Source organism: Phyllobacterium calauticae, from assembly GCF_019991125.1.
In the GTDB taxonomy this organism is placed as follows: Bacteria; Pseudomonadota; Alphaproteobacteria; order Rhizobiales; family Rhizobiaceae; genus Phyllobacterium; species Phyllobacterium calauticae.
Map to the genome: position 1 here is coordinate 31,897 of NZ_JAGENB010000013.1, position 16,580 is coordinate 48,476.

12 protein-coding genes and 1 tRNA gene are annotated in these 16,580 nt (G+C 59.9%); 6 read left to right on the plus strand and 7 right to left on the minus strand.

From position 1 onward, the window contains the following. Window positions 1-10: 10 nt before the first annotated feature. Window positions 11-970 (plus strand): NAD(P)H-binding protein, encoded by a 960-nt coding sequence (locus tag J1W56_RS24815; protein ID WP_223615959.1) that lies wholly within the window; start codon window positions 11-13, stop codon window positions 968-970. Window positions 971-1,064: 94 nt separating this feature from the next. Here J1W56_RS24815 and J1W56_RS24820 read toward each other — a convergent pair. Both J1W56_RS24820 and cpdR read right to left on the minus strand, forming a co-directional pair. Continuing rightward, window positions 1,065-1,139: transfer RNA gene (locus J1W56_RS24820), tRNA-Val, on the minus strand. Between the two features lie 101 nt (window positions 1,140-1,240). Then, complete coding sequence (gene cpdR, locus J1W56_RS24825) at window positions 1,241-1,603, minus strand: cell cycle two-component system response regulator CpdR (RefSeq protein WP_091878276.1); 363 nt, start codon at window positions 1,601-1,603, stop codon at window positions 1,241-1,243. 275 nt (window positions 1,604-1,878) lie between these two features. Between cpdR and J1W56_RS24830 the strand changes: the two genes are divergently transcribed. Next, window positions 1,879-2,769, plus strand: a complete 891-nt coding sequence (locus tag J1W56_RS24830) for an N-formylglutamate amidohydrolase (RefSeq protein WP_223615960.1) — start codon at window positions 1,879-1,881, stop codon at window positions 2,767-2,769. Between the two features lie 249 nt (window positions 2,770-3,018). Further along, window positions 3,019-3,792 (plus strand): histidinol-phosphatase, encoded by a 774-nt coding sequence (gene hisN / locus J1W56_RS24835; protein ID WP_223615961.1) that lies wholly within the window; start codon window positions 3,019-3,021, stop codon window positions 3,790-3,792. Between the two features lie 10 nt (window positions 3,793-3,802). Here hisN and J1W56_RS24840 read toward each other — a convergent pair whose 3' ends face one another. Next, window positions 3,803-4,780: an alpha/beta fold hydrolase gene (locus tag J1W56_RS24840; RefSeq protein WP_223615962.1), complete on the minus strand. Its 978-nt coding sequence runs from the start codon at window positions 4,778-4,780 to the stop codon at window positions 3,803-3,805. Window positions 4,781-4,974: 194 nt separating this feature from the next. After that, entirely contained in the window at window positions 4,975-5,424 is a 450-nt protein-coding gene (locus J1W56_RS24845) for a hypothetical protein (protein WP_223615963.1), read from the minus strand. Between the two features lie 298 nt (window positions 5,425-5,722). Here J1W56_RS24845 and J1W56_RS24850 point away from each other — a divergent pair, with 298 nt between their 5' ends. Beyond that, window positions 5,723-6,193 (plus strand): Hsp20 family protein, encoded by a 471-nt coding sequence (locus J1W56_RS24850; protein ID WP_223615964.1) that lies wholly within the window; start codon window positions 5,723-5,725, stop codon window positions 6,191-6,193. Between the two features lie 47 nt (window positions 6,194-6,240). Here J1W56_RS24850 and J1W56_RS24855 read toward each other — a convergent pair whose 3' ends face one another. Beyond that, window positions 6,241-7,290: a threonine aldolase family protein gene (locus J1W56_RS24855; protein ID WP_223615965.1), complete on the minus strand. Its 1,050-nt coding sequence runs from the start codon at window positions 7,288-7,290 to the stop codon at window positions 6,241-6,243. Between the two features lie 453 nt (window positions 7,291-7,743). Here J1W56_RS24855 and gltB point away from each other — a divergent pair, with 453 nt between their 5' ends. Then, on the plus strand, window positions 7,744-12,462 hold the full coding sequence (gltB, locus tag J1W56_RS24860) for a glutamate synthase large subunit (protein ID WP_223615966.1): 4,719 nt from the start codon (window positions 7,744-7,746) through the stop codon (window positions 12,460-12,462). A 114-nt stretch (window positions 12,463-12,576) separates the two neighbouring features. Further along, a complete protein-coding gene (locus tag J1W56_RS24865) occupies window positions 12,577-14,031 on the plus strand; it encodes a glutamate synthase subunit beta (protein WP_223615967.1) in 1,455 nt (484 codons plus the stop codon). 8 nt (window positions 14,032-14,039) lie between these two features. On the opposite strand, the gene J1W56_RS24870 is transcribed toward J1W56_RS24865, so the two are convergent. Both J1W56_RS24870 and J1W56_RS24875 read right to left on the minus strand, forming a co-directional pair. Beyond that, a complete protein-coding gene (locus J1W56_RS24870) occupies window positions 14,040-15,242 on the minus strand; it encodes an SGNH/GDSL hydrolase family protein (protein WP_404928871.1) in 1,203 nt (400 codons plus the stop codon). 23 nt (window positions 15,243-15,265) lie between these two features. After that, window positions 15,266-16,492, minus strand: coding sequence for a lytic murein transglycosylase (locus tag J1W56_RS24875; RefSeq protein ID WP_223615969.1), 1,227 nt, complete (start codon window positions 16,490-16,492; stop codon window positions 15,266-15,268). Between the last annotated feature and the right edge of the window lie 88 nt (window positions 16,493-16,580).

The window sequence follows — 16,580 nt, forward strand, 5'->3', positions numbered from 1 at the left end:
GAAAACGCGCATGCAATCAACAGAACAGAAGATGGCGCTTGTATTGGGTGCAACAGGTGGCATCGGCGGTGCGGTAGCACGCAACCTCCTGAAGCGAGGCTGGCATATCAAGGCCCTGACGCGCGACATTGGCAAGGCCGGGAAAACCGCGGGTGATTTTGAATGGATTGCGGGTGACGCCCTCAATCCGGGGGATGTCAGCAAGGCAGCAGAGGGCGTGTCCCTGATCGTCCATGCCGTCAACCCGCCCGGATACCGGGACTGGGAGAAGCTTGTTGTGCCCATGCTCGACAATACCATCGCGGCGGCAAAGCAGGTGGGCGCCCGCGTGCTTCTGCCCGGCACTGTCTATAATTTCGGACCCGATGCCTTTCCGGTTCTGGGCGAGGACAGTCCGCAACATCCCGTCACGCGAAAAGGCAGGCTGCGTGTCATGATGGAGCAGCGTCTGAAGGATGCTTCCGCATCCGGTCTCGACGTCCTTATTGTCCGCGCTGGTGATTTCTTTGGTCCGAAGGCCGCAAACAATTGGTTCTCGCAAGGGCTTGTCACGCCGGGAAAACCGGTATCGCTCGTCAGCAACCCTTCAAGGCGCGGCATCGGGCATCAATGGGCGTTTCTTCCCGATGTCGCTGAAACAATGGCTCAACTGGTCGACCGGGCGGAAACCCTTCCCCGTTTTGCGGTCTATCACATGGAAGGCTTCTGGGATGCGGATGGCATGCAGATGGCAGCCGCCATCAGGCGTGTGGTTGGCCGCCCGGTGAAGGTCAGATCGTTTCCGTGGTGGATCGTGCCGATCATGGCACCCTTCAATGCGTTCATGCATGAGTTGAAGGAGATGCGGTATCTGTGGAAGCAACCGCTGCGCATGACGAACACGCGGCTGGTCGGCATACTCGGAGCCGAGCCAAGGACACCGATCGACGAGGCAGTGCGGCAGACACTGGCTGACCTCGGCTGTCTCTGACAGCCCGGGTTGCCTTTGGCGGGTTTCGCCTTCACGCGGCAAAGCTGCCACAAACCGCAGATGCAAAACAGAATATGGTTCAGGGAAGTTCGGATGGTGGGCGTGACAGGGATTGAACCTGTGACCCCTACGATGTCAACGTAGTGCTCTCCCGCTGAGCTACACGCCCATCCGACAGGGGCGCATACACCATATTGATTCCGGTCCGTCAATAGGGTTGGAAGAAGTTATCAGGCTTTCTTCACCGGAGCAGGCAGATAGGGCCTTTGATCAGGCCGCTACCAGCATTTTTTCGATCTCATTGACGAGATCGCGCAGGTGGAAAGGCTTGGAAAGCACTTTCGCATCCTTCGGCGCTTTCGAATCGGAATTCAGCGCCACGGCGGCAAAGCCGGTGATGAACATGATTTTCAGATCCGGGTCGATTTCCGACGCACGGCGTGCCAGCTCGATGCCGTCCATCTCCGGCATGACAATGTCGGTGAGCAGCAGTGAAAACGGCTCTTCGCGCAACCGGTCGTAGGCGCTTGCGCCATTGTCGAAAGGCGTGACGTGATATCCTGCCTTCTCCAGCGCCTTCACCAGGAAGCGCCGCATGTCATTGTCATCTTCTGCTAGCAGGATTCTCTTCATCAGTCCGTCCGAATTGTCTGTCGCCTGATCATCCCCAGACAGGCGCCCCATCATGCTTAACAAGACGCTTTTTTGGTAAAGATCGCGTGAATGATTTGCTGAAAATAAGGGGGAACCCCGGAAAAGTCGAGCAAGATCGCAGCCGGGCGGCTGAAGAATGCGCTTGGTCCGGTCAGCCCGGAAAAGTTCCGCTGCCTTTGGCGGCTGATCAATTCCCTCCGGGGCGAAGTTGCTCTAAAGTAACGGCATATTCAAGCAAACCGTCGAAGTGAATGATGACCCTCGAGCGCGATTTCCCTGACAAGCTGCCCTATGAACTGCGCCGGCCGGCTGACCAGCGTATTCCGTTTGTGTTCAATTCGCCGCACAGCGGTCAGGTCTATCCGCCGGCCTTCCTGCAGCAGTCGCAGCTCGATGCGCAAACGATTCGCCGCTCGGAAGACTGTTTTGTCGACCAGCTCTTTGCTGCCAGCGTCATGCTCGGTGCGCCGATGCTGGTGGCGCATTTCCCCCGTGCCTATCTCGACGTCAACCGCGAGCCCTATGAACTCGACGCGAAGATGTTCAGCGATTCGCTTCCCTCCTATGCCAATGCAAATTCGGCCCGGGTTGCCGGCGGTCTTGGCACCGTTCCGCGCCTTGTCGGCGAAGGGCAGGAAATCTACGCGCAGAAACTGCCTGTCGAGGAAGCGCTCGGCCGCATCACCACGATCTACAAGCCCTATCATGCGCTGCTTGCCGGGATGCTGGTGGAAACGCGCAGCCGTTTTGGCTATGGCGTTCTCGTCGATTGCCATTCCATGCCCACCGGCATCCGGTTTCCGGAAAGCGGCCTGCGCCCGGACTTCATCATCGGGGACCGGTTCGGCACCAGCTGTTCGCCGGAATTGACGCACACCGCCATCCACCTCCTGCGCGAGATGGGCTATGCGGTGGCGCACAACAAGCCCTATGCGGGCGGTTACATCACCGAGCATTACGGGCGTCCGCTCAAGCGTTTCCACGCATTGCAGATCGAGGTCAATCGCGGCCTTTATCTCAATGAGCACAATTACGAGCGTAAATCGGGCTTCGGGCAGCTGCAGCGCGATATCAGCCAGTTCCTGGCCGATCTCGTTTCGCTGCCGGACTTCCACTTCCTCGATGTGCCGCTCGCGGCGGAATAGGGTCTTGTTGCTGTTGCCCGTCTGCAAACAAAAAAAGACCGCGCAAGTGCGCGGTCCAAGTCTAGGGAGGAAACGCCCAAGGAGGGCATAGACAGGTCACCCCGTCTGTTAATCAATCTATGCTGCATCGCACAAATGTCAAGTGATTTGTGCGGTTTTTTAAGCACGATAATTATGTGCCTAAAAAAAATGCAATAATTTAGCCGACAATGCAGGTAAATGAGAAAATTTTGATCGCGAGGAACCATTTTGGCCATTGAACTTTCGTTTTTGCGGCGGATTGCCGAGGTTGCGGCAGCGCAGACATTGCCCCGCTTTCGCACCGTTTCGTCCATCGACAACAAATATCAGGTGGGATTCGACCCGGTCACCGAGGCCGACAGGGAGGCCGAACGGGCGATTCGCGCGCTGATCAACAGCACCTTTCCCGCTCACGGCATCATGGGCGAGGAGTTTGGTTCGGAAAATCTCGACGCCTCGCATGTCTGGGTGATCGATCCCATCGACGGCACGCGCGCCTTCATTTCAGGCCTGCCGGTGTGGGGCACGCTTGCGGGCTTGACCATCGATGGCGATGCGGTGGCCGGCGTCATGGCGCAGCCCTTCACCGGTGAGCTGTTCATGTGCGACGGCACGGCATCCTATTACGAGGGACCGGGTGGCGCGCGCCAGCTGAAAACCCGGCAGAATCCGGATATCGCCCAGGCCACGCTGTTCACCACGACACCAGCCCTGTTCAAGGACAGGAAGCGCGAGGCCTATGACCGTGTGGAGCGCAGCGTGCGCATGCCGCGTTACGGCGCCGACTGCTATGGCTATGCCATGATTGCCGCCGGTTTCGTCGATCTGGTGGTGGAGACCGCCTTGCATCCCTACGATATCGTTGCGCTGGTGCCGATCATCGAAAAGGCGGGCGGTGTCATCACCAATTGGGATGGCGGCCCGGCGGAAAAGGCCGGCGATATCGTGGCGGCGGGCTCAAGGGAACTGCACGCGCAGGCGCTGGAGCTTCTCAACCGCTGAAAGCCAGCATCTACGTGGCCTGTTCGTTCTCGATTCCGGCCATGTCGCCGCCGGTTCCGGGAATGAAGGCATCGAATGCCGCGAAAAACTGTTCGCGGTAAAAATCCTTTTCCTGCAGGATTTCATGCTTGGCGCCGTCGATGGTGATCAGTGTCGCATTGCGCAATTGCAGGGCGAACCGTTCGATTGCCGGAGTGGACACAACGCTGTCCGCCCCGGCGGCGACGACAAGGCTGGGGATGCGGATCGCCTCGATATAATCGGGGTTCGTCACCCGCTTGATCGCCTTGGCCGCCGAGGCGATCCATCCGGCGGTCGGGCCGCCAATGGCGAGCTCCGGCGCGGTTTTCAGTATTTCGCTGTTGCGCAGGTAGCGGGCGGCGTCCGATGTGACCTCGTTGAGGGCGAAGGGTTTGATCATCGGCTTGCCGCCACGGATATACATCCCGCCGAGACCGGTCAGCCGCAGGCTATTGGCGACGGCGCTGAGCAGAATCTTGCCGATCCGGCTGCCGTTGACGTCGAGTAGCGGCACCATCAGCACCATGCGGCGGATGCGGTTTGCCAGGGCAGGCGCTGCGAGAAGCGCTGCCAGCGCGCCGGTGGAATGGGCCAGCACGTAAAACGGTCCGCGGCAGTCGGGCAGAAGCACGCTTTCGAACAGCAGCTCAAAGTCGGCCGCATAATGGTCAAAACTCCGGACATGGCCGCGCAGCGGGTCCTTCAGCAGGCGGCTCGATCCGCCCTGGCCGCGCCAGTCGAAGGTGGCCACGGCAAAACCCCGCTTGGCAATGTCACGGATGGTCTCGAAGTATTTTTCAATGCATTCGTTGCGGCCCTGCAGGATGATCACGGTGCCCTGGACGGGATGGGTGGTGGCGGGGAAAATCGCGTAGCGCAGTTGTCTGCCGCCCTTGAGCGGCAATGCGGCAACGCGGGCATCCTGCGGTGTCGGGTTGGCGGCTGTTTCGACAAGCGGATGGGTCATGAATACCGGTCAGTCCTCGTCCCGCCCATGAGGGGATCACACGGGTGCATTTGCATCTTTTGATAAAATGCATGGCAATAAAGGTCAAACCGGGTTCTCGTAAAAACAAAAAAATGACCGGAAACCCTTGGGAGGGCTTCCGGTCAGTACATTCCAGGCGGAAGGGACGTTACACCTGGAACGATCTCGGGAAATCAGTAGCCGTTCGCCGGGCGGATCTCGATGCTGAACCCGTTGTCGCTGCGGCGGTCGCGGTAGCCGCGCCGATCGCCCATCACACGGGTATCGAGAATGTCGCCATCACGGGACACGGTGACCAGAACCGGCGTGCCGCGGCGCCATGCCTGGACAAAATAACGGCCGCGTTCGAAGTTCACATCGCGGACACGGTAGCCGCGGCGCTCCAGCATGCGGGTTACTTCGCGCGGACCGATCTGGTCGCGGAAGCGCTCATCGCGGCGCCATTCTCCACGCTGATCACCATAGAAGCGGCGGTCCTGAACGAGCAGGCCATCCATGTCACCGCGGCCATCCATGTAGATTGCCCGGTCACCGCGATAGGTGAAGTCGTCGGCCATGGCCGAGGCAGAAAAGCCTGTGACCAGCAGGGCGGCGGCGGTCAGTGCCAGAACAGTCTTTTTCATCATCTTGTCCTCGTCTCTTGCCGGTCAAATCCCGGCGTTGGATGTGTTTATAGGGGAGGGCGTGTGAACGTATCCCGAAGGGCGCGTTCATCTGGCGTTCATCGCTGCGGGACGCGTTCGAATGTGTAAAAACCGGAACATTCGGCAGCAAAAGGGGGCTTGAAATGGCTTTGGCCGTTTCCCAAATACCTGTTGTGACCGCCATAACGGGGTCACTGGTTCAGCGGGACTTGCCGATTGAGGGAGTCTCTTGACGAGCCAGAACACGCAACATTGTCGCTCTAAAGGAGGGCTTACTATGCGTCACGTGGATTTTTCCCCACTCTATCGTTCGACTGTCGGTTTTGACCGGCTTTTCACTATCCTCGACTCGCTGGCTCAGCCAGACGGTGCCCAGTCCTATCCGCCCTACAATATCGAGCGGACAGGCGAGAACACCTACCGCATCACCATGGCCGTTGCCGGCTTCTCGGAAGACGAAATCCAGATCGAAGCCCATCGCAACCAGCTCAAGGTGACCGGCGAGAAGGCTGCCGAAACATCGGACGATAATGCCGAAACCCTGTATCGCGGCATTGCTTCCCGCGCGTTCGAACGCCGCTTCCACCTTGCCGATTTCGTTGAAGTCAGTGGTGCCAGCCTGAAAAACGGCTTGCTGCACATTGATCTCAAGCGCGAAATTCCCGAGGAAATGAAGCCGCGCAAGATCGCTGTCACTGCCCTGTCGGAAAAGACAGCCAAGCAGATCGAAGCCAAGACTGCGCACTAAGCTCTGAAAGCCGGAGTGAAAGAAGCGGCGCGTTTGCGCCGCTTTTTTTATGCGATCAGGTCGCCGAAGCGGCTGATGTCTTCGGAGGTCGTGGCAAAGCTCGTGACAAAACGGGTGATCGTCTCGTCTTCGGCAACATGGCCCTTTTCGGCATGGGGCGTGTGCCAGTCATAGAAAACGGCGCCCGCCGCCTGCAGTTTTGCCGATGTCTGCTTTTTCATGATCGCGAACACTTCATTGGCGCGCGGCTGCCAGGCGAGACGCAGATCGTTCGAATTGCTGATCAGCTTTGCCAGTTCCGCCGCCTTGGCATTGGCATGCGCCGCCGTTGCCAGCCACAGCCCATCGGCAAAATAAGCCTCGAACTGCGCCGCGATGAAGCGGGATTTTGAAAAATTCTGCGCCGAACGCATGCGGATATAAGGCATCTGCCTTGCCTGTTCGGGGTTCATGAAAACCAGTGCTTCGGCACACCAGCAGCCATTCTTGGTGCCGCCGAATGACAGGATGTCGACGCCCTGCTTCCAGGTCATTTCCGCGGGGGAACAGCCAAGCGAGACAAGCGCATTGGCAAAACGCGCGCCATCCATGTGCAGCGGCAGGCCATTTTCCTTGCAGATTGCGGAGATTGCCGCGATGTCGGCCAGTTCATAAATTGTGCCGCTCTCGGTCGACTGCGTGATCGAAACGCTCATCGGCTGGCCCGCATGGACGTGGCCTTCGGGAAAGCCGTTCATCGCCGCTTGCAGATTGGCAATATCGATGCGGCCTGTCGGCCCGTCGATGGCCTGGACCCGTGCTCCGCTCGCGAAAAATCCTGGTGCGCCGGCCTCATCCGCAATCATGTGCGCTTCGCGGTGGGCAAAGGTGATGCCGCCCGGGCGGGCGATGCTGGCCTGTGCCAGGGAATTGGCCGCTGTTCCGGTCCCGACAAAGAAGACGGCGACGTCGCGCTCGAAAATTGCGCTGAATGTCTGCTGGACGGCGCGGTCGAGATCGCCCGTGCCATAGGCCGCGGCGAAACCGCTGGCATGTCTGGTCAGATTTTCGGCAATTTTCGGATGGGCTCCGGCCCAATTATCGGATGCGAAAAGCATGAAACAACCTCGGATGTGAAACTGACGCCGCCACGCTTACGCTTTTCCCCGCGGGCTGGAAAGCAGAAGATGATGTCTTTCCCGCAAGGGATTTTCGGGGTGCGTGGCGGAACCATCTGTTTTTCCTGGCTTATTTAGGGGAAAACGCCTGCCTCGAAATGAAATGCATAAATCACCCGATGTTTGCGCAATGATATTTCGTCCAATGCTGTTATTTTTTGCTTTTCCATCTTGTTTGTTTGGAATTATTCTGGCATACGAGGATATGACAGCAATGCTGTCCTAATTTGCACGATCCAAGCGCGGGATGGCAAGCAAGGGTGCTTCCGTCCTCAAAATGGTGACCGCAGTTTGCAACCGGAAGATATGCCGCACCAGAAGGGGCAGGAATATATGCTATTCCGTCCCGCGAGGAATTGACCGCCCCACGGGGCCCATTTGGAGGGATTGACGATGTCGGATTTGACGCCATCTGTAACGACTGAACTTGCTCAGGCCGTACAGAACCGTGCGGTCAAAACCAATAAATCGTCCGGCATTCCCACCCGACAAGGCTTGTATGATCCGCGCAATGAACATGACGCCTGCGGCGTCGGCTTCGTCGCGCATATGAAGGGCGTCAAGTCGCACAAGATCATTGAAGACGGGCTGTTCATGCTCGAAAACCTGACGCATCGCGGTGCCGTCGGCGCCGACCCGCTGATGGGCGATGGCGCAGGCATGCTCGTGCAGATTCCCGATGCGTTTTTCCGCGCGGAATGGGCCGAAAAGGGTGTCGAGCTGCCGCCGGTCAATCATTACGCCGTCGGTTATCTGTTCATGCCGCAGGATGCCGAAGAGCGCGCCCATATCGAGACCGTCATCACGGAAGTCATCGCCTCGGAAGGCCAGACGCTGATCGGCTTCCGCGATGTTCCCGTCGACAATTCGTCCCTGTCCAAGGCGCCGCATATCGCGGCGACGGAACCGTTCCACCGCCAGGTGTTCATCGGGCGCAACCCGAACATCGAATCCAATGAGGATTTCGAAGGCCGGCTGTTTATCCTGCGCAAGGTGATTTCGAACCGCATCTATCAGGAGAACGGCGGCAAGGAGAGCGACTTCTACGTCGTATCCATGTCGGCGCGCACCATCGTCTACAAGGGCATGTTCCTCGCCTATCAGGTCGGCGCCTATTACAAGGACCTGAAGGATCCGCGTTTCGTCAGCGCGGTGGCGCTGGTGCATCAGCGGTTCTCGACCAACACCTTCCCGTCGTGGAAGCTGGCGCATCCCTACCGCATGGTTGCGCACAATGGTGAAATCAACACCCTGCGCGGCAACGTCAACTGGATGGCGGCGCGTCAGGCGTCGGTCGACAGCGAATTCTTCGGCAACGACATCTCGAAGCTCTGGCCGATCTCCTATGAAGGCCAGTCCGATACGGCCTGTTTCGACAACGCGCTGGAATTCCTGTTCCAGGGCGGTTACTCGCTCGCCCACTCGATGATGATGCTCATTCCCGAGGCATGGTCGGGCAACAAGCTGATGTCGGACGACCGCAAGGCGTTCTACGAATATCATGCCGCCCTGATGGAACCATGGGATGGCCCGGCGGCGGTTGCCTTCACCGATGGCCGCCAGATCGGCGCGACGCTCGACCGCAACGGTCTGCGTCCGGCCCGCTATATCGTCACCGACGATGATTTCGTCATCATGGCGTCGGAAGCCGGCGTGCTGCCGGTACCGGAAGAAAAGATCGTCAAGAAGTGGCGGCTTCAGCCCGGCCGCATGCTGCTGATCGACATGGAAAAGGGCGAAATCGTCTCCGACGACACGATCAAGTCCGAGATCGCCAACCGGCATCCCTACAAGACATGGCTGAAGAACACCCAGCTCATTCTTGAAGAGCTGAGCCCGGTTGAACCACGCGCGCTGCGCAAGGATGTCAGCCTGCTCGACCGCCAGCAGTCCTTCGGTTATACGCAGGAAGACACCAAGCTGCTGATGTCGCCGATGGCGACGACAGGGCAGGAAGCCATCGGCTCGATGGGTACGGACACGCCGATCTCGGCCATGTCTGACAAGTCGAAGATGCTCTACACCTATTTCAAGCAGAACTTTGCGCAGGTCACCAACCCGCCGATCGATCCGATCCGCGAGGAACTGGTGATGAGCCTTGTTTCGTTCATCGGTCCGCGTCCGAACATTTTCGATCTGGTCGGCACGTCCCGCCGCAAGCGGCTGGAAGTGCGCCAGCCGATCCTGACCAATGGCGATCTGGAAAAGATCCGCTCCATCGGCCACACGGAAGACCGCTTCGATACGAAGACACTGGATATCGCCTATAATGTTGAGGAAGGCGCGGCTGGCATGGCCGGTGCGCTGGAGCGTCTGTGCGAACGTGCCGAGGCGGCCGTGCATGGTGGCTACAACATCATCATCCTCTCCGACCGTCAGGTCGGGCCGGACCGCATTCCGATCCCGGCACTGCTGGCGACGGCGGCGGTTCACCATCACCTCATCCGCAAGGGCCAGCGCACATCGGTTGGCCTCGTCGTGGAATCGGGCGAGCCGCGCGAAGTGCATCATTTCTGCTGCCTTGCCGGTTATGGTGCGGAAGCGATCAACCCCTATCTTGCCTTCGATACGCTGCTCGACATGCACAAGCGCGGCGAGTTCCCGCCGGAGGTGGACTCCAAGGAAGTCGTATCGCGCTACATCAAGTCCATCGGCAAGGGCATTCTCAAGGTCATGTCCAAGATGGGCATCTCCACCTACCAGTCCTATTGCGGCGCGCAGATTTTCGATGCGGTCGGCCTCAAGTCGGAATTCGTCGACCGCTTCTTCTTCGGAACGGCAACGACGATCGAAGGTGTTGGCCTGGAGGAAGTGGCTGAGGAGACGGTGCGCCGCCACCGCGATGCTTTTGGCAATGATCCGGTCCTGCTCAGCACGCTGGATGTCGGCGGTGAATATGCCTACCGCATGCGCGGCGAGGCGCATCTCTGGTCTCCGGATGCGGTAGCCAAGCTGCAGCACGCGGTGCGCACGGACTCAGCCTCGACGTTCAAGGAATATTCCGATCTCGTGAACAGCGAGTCGGCCCGGGCCCAGACTATTCGCGGGCTCTTCAAGATCAGGATGGCTGGAGATGCCGGCCGCAAGCCTGTCTCCATTGATGACGTCGAGCCAGCCAAGGAAATCGTCAAGCGGTTCTCGACCGGCGCCATGTCGTTCGGCTCGATCAGCCGCGAGGCGCACACGACCCTTGCCATCGCCATGAACCGGATCGGCGGCAAGTCGAACACCGGTGAGGGCGGTGAGGAACCGGATCGTTTCTATCCGCTGCCGGACGGCAAGCCGAACCCGGAACGCTCTGCCATCAAGCAGGTGGCATCGGGACGCTTTGGCGTGACGACGGAATATCTCGTCAACTCCGACATGATGCAGATCAAGGTGGCGCAGGGTGCCAAGCCCGGCGAGGGCGGCCAGCTGCCCGGCCACAAGGTCGATGCGACGGTTGCCAAGACCCGCCACTCCACGCCGGGTGTCGGCCTGATTTCGCCGCCGCCGCACCATGACATCTATTCCATCGAGGATCTGGCGCAGCTCATCTACGATCTGAAGAACGTCAACCCTGAAGCCGATGTTTCGGTCAAGCTGGTGTCGGAAGTCGGCGTCGGCACGGTTGCGGCCGGCGTTGCCAAGGCGCGCGCTGACCACATCACCATTTCGGGCTATGACGGCGGCACGGGTGCATCGCCGCTCACTTCGCTCAAGCATGCCGGTTCCCCGTGGGAAATGGGCCTTGCCGAGACCCAGCAGACGCTGGTGCTCAACGGCCTGCGCTCGCGCATCGCCCTGCAGGTCGATGGCGGTCTGCGCACCGGCCGCGACGTGATCATCGGTGCCCTGCTGGGCGCCGACGAATTCGGTTTCTCCACGGCGCCGCTGATTTCGGCCGGCTGCATCATGATGCGCAAGTGCCATCTCAACACTTGTCCGGTCGGCGTGGCAACGCAGGATCCGGTCCTGCGCAAGCGCTTCAAGGGCACGCCGGAACACGTCATCAACTTCTTCTTCTTCATGGCGGAAGAGGTGCGGCAGTTCTTGGCCGACATGGGTTATACCCGGCTTGAAGAGATCGTCGGCAAGGCCGAACTGCTCGAAAAGCGCGAGATGATCGATCACTGGAAAGCCAAGGGTCTCGATTTCACCCGCATCTTCCACAAGCCGGAAGCGCCGGAGGAAAAGACGCGCTGGACCGAACGGCAGAACCATCCGATCACCGATATCCTGGATCGCAAGCTGATCGAGCAGGCCATGCCCGCGCTGGAGAACAAGATCCCTGTCAAGATCGAAATGCCGATCAAGAATGTGGATCGGTCGGCTGGGGCGATGCTGTCGGGTGAGGTGGCCAAGCGCTACCGGCACAAGGGTCTGAAGGAAGACACGATCTCGGTCACGTTCACCGGGACGGCCGGGCAGTCCTTTGCGGCATTCCTCGCACGCGGCATTTCGTTCGAGCTGATCGGTGACGGCAATGACTATGTCGGCAAGGGCCTGTGCGGCGGACGCATCGTTATTCGCCCGCCGGACAACACGAAAATCGTGCCGGAGAATTCCATCATCGTCGGCAATACCGTGCTGTACGGGGCCATCGAAGGCGAAGCCTATTTCCGCGGCGTCGCGGGCGAACGCTTTGCCGTCCGCAACTCCGGCGCCATCGCGGTGGTCGAAGGCACGGGCGATCATGGCTGCGAATACATGACCGGCGGTGTCGTCGTGGTCATCGGCCAGACCGGACGCAACTTCGCGGCCGGCATGTCCGGCGGCGTGGCTTATGTGCTCGATGAAGCTGGTGATTTTGCCCAGCGCTGCAACATGGCGATGGTCGAGCTGGAGCCGGTGCCGGAAGAGGACGATATCCTCGAAAAACTGCACCATCACGGCGGCGATCTGGCCCATAAGGGCCGCGTCGATGTCTCGGCCAATATGACCAGGCATGACGAGGAACGCCTCGTGCAGCTCATCTCGAACCACATGCATTACACGGGCTCGGGCCGGGCGAAGGAAATTCTCGACAATTGGGAAGCCTTCCGGCCGAAATTCGTGAAAGTCATGCCGGTCGAATATCGCCGGGCGCTCGAAGACATGGAGCGCATGCGGATGGGTGTCGCAGCGGAATAAAATCAACGCACTCCTGCTTCGAGCGTCATCACAATGATGCTCGGCATGGGGTCCAATGCTGCCCAGACCCAACACGGGAACGGGTGGTCCTCCAAGGGTGAGGGGAGCAGTTTTATGGGTAAGGTTACAGGTTTTCTCGAGATCGACCGGCAGGTCGGAAAGTATCAGCCCGCGTCTGACCGCATTCGCCATTTCCGGGAATTCACCATTCCCATGACCGATGGCGAAGTGAAGAAGCAGGCGGCCCGCTGCATGGATTGCGGCATCCCGTTCTGCCACGGGCCGACCGGCTGCCCTATCCACAACCAGATTCCGGACTGGAACGATCTCGTCTACAACGACAACTGGGACGAGGCGATCCGCAACCTGCATTCCACCAACAATTTCCCGGAATTCACCGGCCGCATCTGCCCGGCCCCGTGCGAGGAAGCCTGCACGCTGAACCTGGAAGACGTGCCGGTGTCCATCAAGACGGTGGAGCAGGCGATTGCCGACAAGGCCTATGAAAAGGGCTTTATCATCCCGCAGCCTGCGGCATCGAAGACCGGCAGGAAAGTGGCCGTCATCGGCTCCGGCCCGGCAGGCATGGCGGCGGCGCAGCAGCTTGCCCGCGCGGGCCATGAAGTGCATGTCTACGAGCGCGAAAGCCGTGCAGGCGGCCTCCTGCGCTATGGCATTCCCGATTTCAAGATGGAAAAGCATTTCATCGACCGCCGCGTGGCGCAGATGGAAGGCGAGGGTGTCACCTTCTTCTACGGCGTCAATGTCGGCATCGACAAGCCGGTGCAGGAACTGCTCGATACCTATGATGCGGTGCTCTATTGCGGCGGCGCCGAAACGCCGCGCCCTGCGGGTATTCCGGGTGCTGATCTCGACGGCGTCCACGATGCCATGAACTATCTCGTGCAGCAGAACCGCCGCGTCGGCCGTGAAAACATCGAATCCGTGGCCTGGCCGAGCGATCCGATTGTGGCGTCAGGTCGCCATGTGGTTGTCGTCGGCGGCGGCGATACCGCCTCCGACTGTGTTGGCACCGCGTTCCGCCAGGGCGCGGTGAAGGTCACTCAGCTCGATATCCGCCCGCAGCCGCCGGAAAAGGAAGACAAGCTCAGCGTCTGGCCCTATTGGGCGACGAAGATGCGCACGTCCTCCTCGCAGGCGGAAGGCGCGGACCGCGAGTTCCAGGTGGCAACGCTTGAATTCATCGGTGAAAACGGTGCATTGACCCATGTCAAATGCTGTGAGGTCGACGAGGCGCGCAAGCCGGTTCCCGGCACCGAATTCTACATCAAGGCGGATCTCGCCTTCATCGCCATCGGCTTTTCCGGTCCGTTCGAAACCAGTGTCGTCAGGGAACTCGGCGATACACTGGAGATGCGGGCGGATCGCCGCGGTAACCGTTCGATTGCCGCCGATGACAAGGATTACCGCACCAGCGTCGACAAGCTGTTTACGGCCGGTGATATCCGCCGCGGCCAGTCGCTGGTCGTCTGGGCGATCCGTGAGGGCCGCCAGGCGGCACAGGCCATCGATGTTGCGCTGATGGGATCGTCGGTTCTGCCGCGATAGTCAGGCCGTTATTTCGGTGCCGCGTCGGACTTTGCCGGCCACGCATAGTCGTTGATGCGGCCCGGCTGGGCATCCGGCGCCTTGCCTTCGAGAAGCAGCTTGTCCTGCGCCGACTTGTCGGCGGCCGCGGCTTTCGGTGCGGCGCCGAGGAGATCGGTGCCGCCATCCAGTTCCGGGTCGCTCAAGCTGATCGGTGCAATGCGGTCGACCTTGACCGGTGCCTGCGGCGTTTCCGGCAGTGCCTGCACGGGCGAGCCCGGCTTGACGGCGGCGATGGCCGGTGATGTGGCGTTGCCCAGCATCTGGCGCAATGGTTTTTCCGCATAGAAGGCCAGTTTGCGCTTGCCTGCGGTGGTCAGGCCGACGCCGTCATTGTTGCGCAGACGGGCGGTCTGGCCGGAGATGTCAAAGCCCGACAGCGTAAAGCTGCCGCCCTGGTCGACAAAGCCTTCCCAGACATCGACGAATTTGCCGTCCGCCTTCTCCGTCGCATTGCGATAGAGCTCATTGAACGCCAGGAGATCGGTGCTCATGTTCTTGAACTTGAACGAGGGCTGGCCGACCCACACCACGGGGTGCCCCGTCTTCTTGACCGCTTCAAGGAATGCGTTGATGCGGCCCTGGTATTCCTTTGTCCAGGCTTCGCTCTGCGGCGCGGGACCGTTGGCGAATTGCTGGCGGTCATTGGCACCGATCATCACGACGACGACAGCCGGTTTTTCCGCGTCGATCAGACTGCCGATGGTGGCAGGCCAGTTGCGGTGGTCGCTGCGCACGAAACCGGATGAGCCGTCGCTCTTGTCGACCACGCGCACGCCGGGCGAATCCATGAAGGCCGCGTTGAGGCCTTCGGCAAGACCGCTGGCCATGAAGTCACCGACAACCAGGATGGTTTTGGCATCGGCCAGTTTCGACGGAATGACCGGTTCATCCGCCGGCGCGGAGGGTTGGCTGGCGGGGGCTGCCGGTTGCGGCCGCGGTCGCTCGGCCCGCTTGGTCGTGCGGTTCTTGGAGGGGCGGACGGGCCGGTTGTTCTCATCGAAGATCATCCGGTCGGTATTTTCGCGGTAGACTTCGCGGCGTGAGCCGAAGAGCATGTCGAGCAGCGTGCGCTGCTGGGCGGCGGCGATGTCGGTAAAGACAAGGCCGCCGGCCGCAGCGAGGGATATGGACACAACGATGCAACGGATGAGGCGAGCCGGCCGTTTCATTGTATCCATGGTATTTCCAAACCTTATCGCTTGCGGATAATGGTCAGCACTTCCTTGCTGGGATGACCATCGGGATCGAGCCCCATTTTCTTCTGGAACGCCTGGATGGCATCCCGTGAGCCGGAGCCGATTTTCCCGTCCACTTCGCCGTCATAATAACCCAATGCGCGCAGATGTGTCTGCAATTCTTCACGCTCCTTCATCGAGATGGGCGTGAATGGGCGATTCCAGTCGCGGCGCAGCGGCGGCGCACCGCCGATCTGATCCGCGAGAAGACCAACACCAAGGGCATATTTGTCGGCATTGTTGTAGTTCTTCAAAACGGAGAAATTCCGGGTCATCAGGAAGGCGGGCCCCTCGCGCCCGTCGAGCACTTTCAGCTGGGCCTTTTCATTGCCACGCGGGAATGGCTTGCCGTTGGCGCGCACCACGCCGAGGCTCTGCCATTCCGCCATGGTCTTTGAGCCAGCGGGGAATTTGCGCCCGGCCGGGAGGGTCACTTCGTAACCCCAGGTCCGGCCCGATTCCCAGCCGTTCTTGGCCAGGAGATTGGCGGCTGTCGCCAGCGCATCGGGTACGGATGTCCAGATATCGCGCTTGCCATTGCCGTCCATGTCGACGGCATAGGCGAGATAGCTCGTGGGAATGAACTGTGTATGGCCAAGGGCGCCCGCCCAGGACCCGGTGAGGTGGCTGCGGTCGATATCGCCGGTCTGCAGGATCTTCATCGCCGCAATCAGCTGGGTGCGGGCATATTTCGCCCGGCGCTGGTCGGCATAGGCGAGGGTTGCGAGCGAACGCACGGCGTCGCGCATGATGTCGGGCCGCTGCATGGCTTCGCCGTAATTGGTTTCCATCGACCAGATCGCCAAAAGGATATTGCGGTCGACACCGAATGATTTTTCGATGGCGGCGAGCCAGCGGCTGTATTTGCGCGCCATTTCCCGCCCGGTGGTGATGGAATGCTCGTTGACGCGGTTATCGATGTAATCCCAGACCGGTGCCGTGAATTCCGGCTGATAGGCGGCTTTCTGCAGCACTTCGGGATCGATATCTTTGACGCCGGCAAAGGCGCGCTGGAACGTCGAGGCGGAAATTCCGCTCTGCAGCGCCGTGGTGCGGAAATTGGCAATCCACGTCTGAAACTTTGCATCGGCGGAGGCACTCGTCGCCGTGACTGCAAAAGCCAGGCTCGCGGTTGCGGCCAAAATCATGATTCGCTTTGCAAAACTCGACGGGCTCTTGAACATGTTGTCTCCTTGAACTGGGTTTCCACCTATTCCGGCAAACAATAAATTATGCACATCAAAGTTAGGAATTGGTTTACCATGCATATTT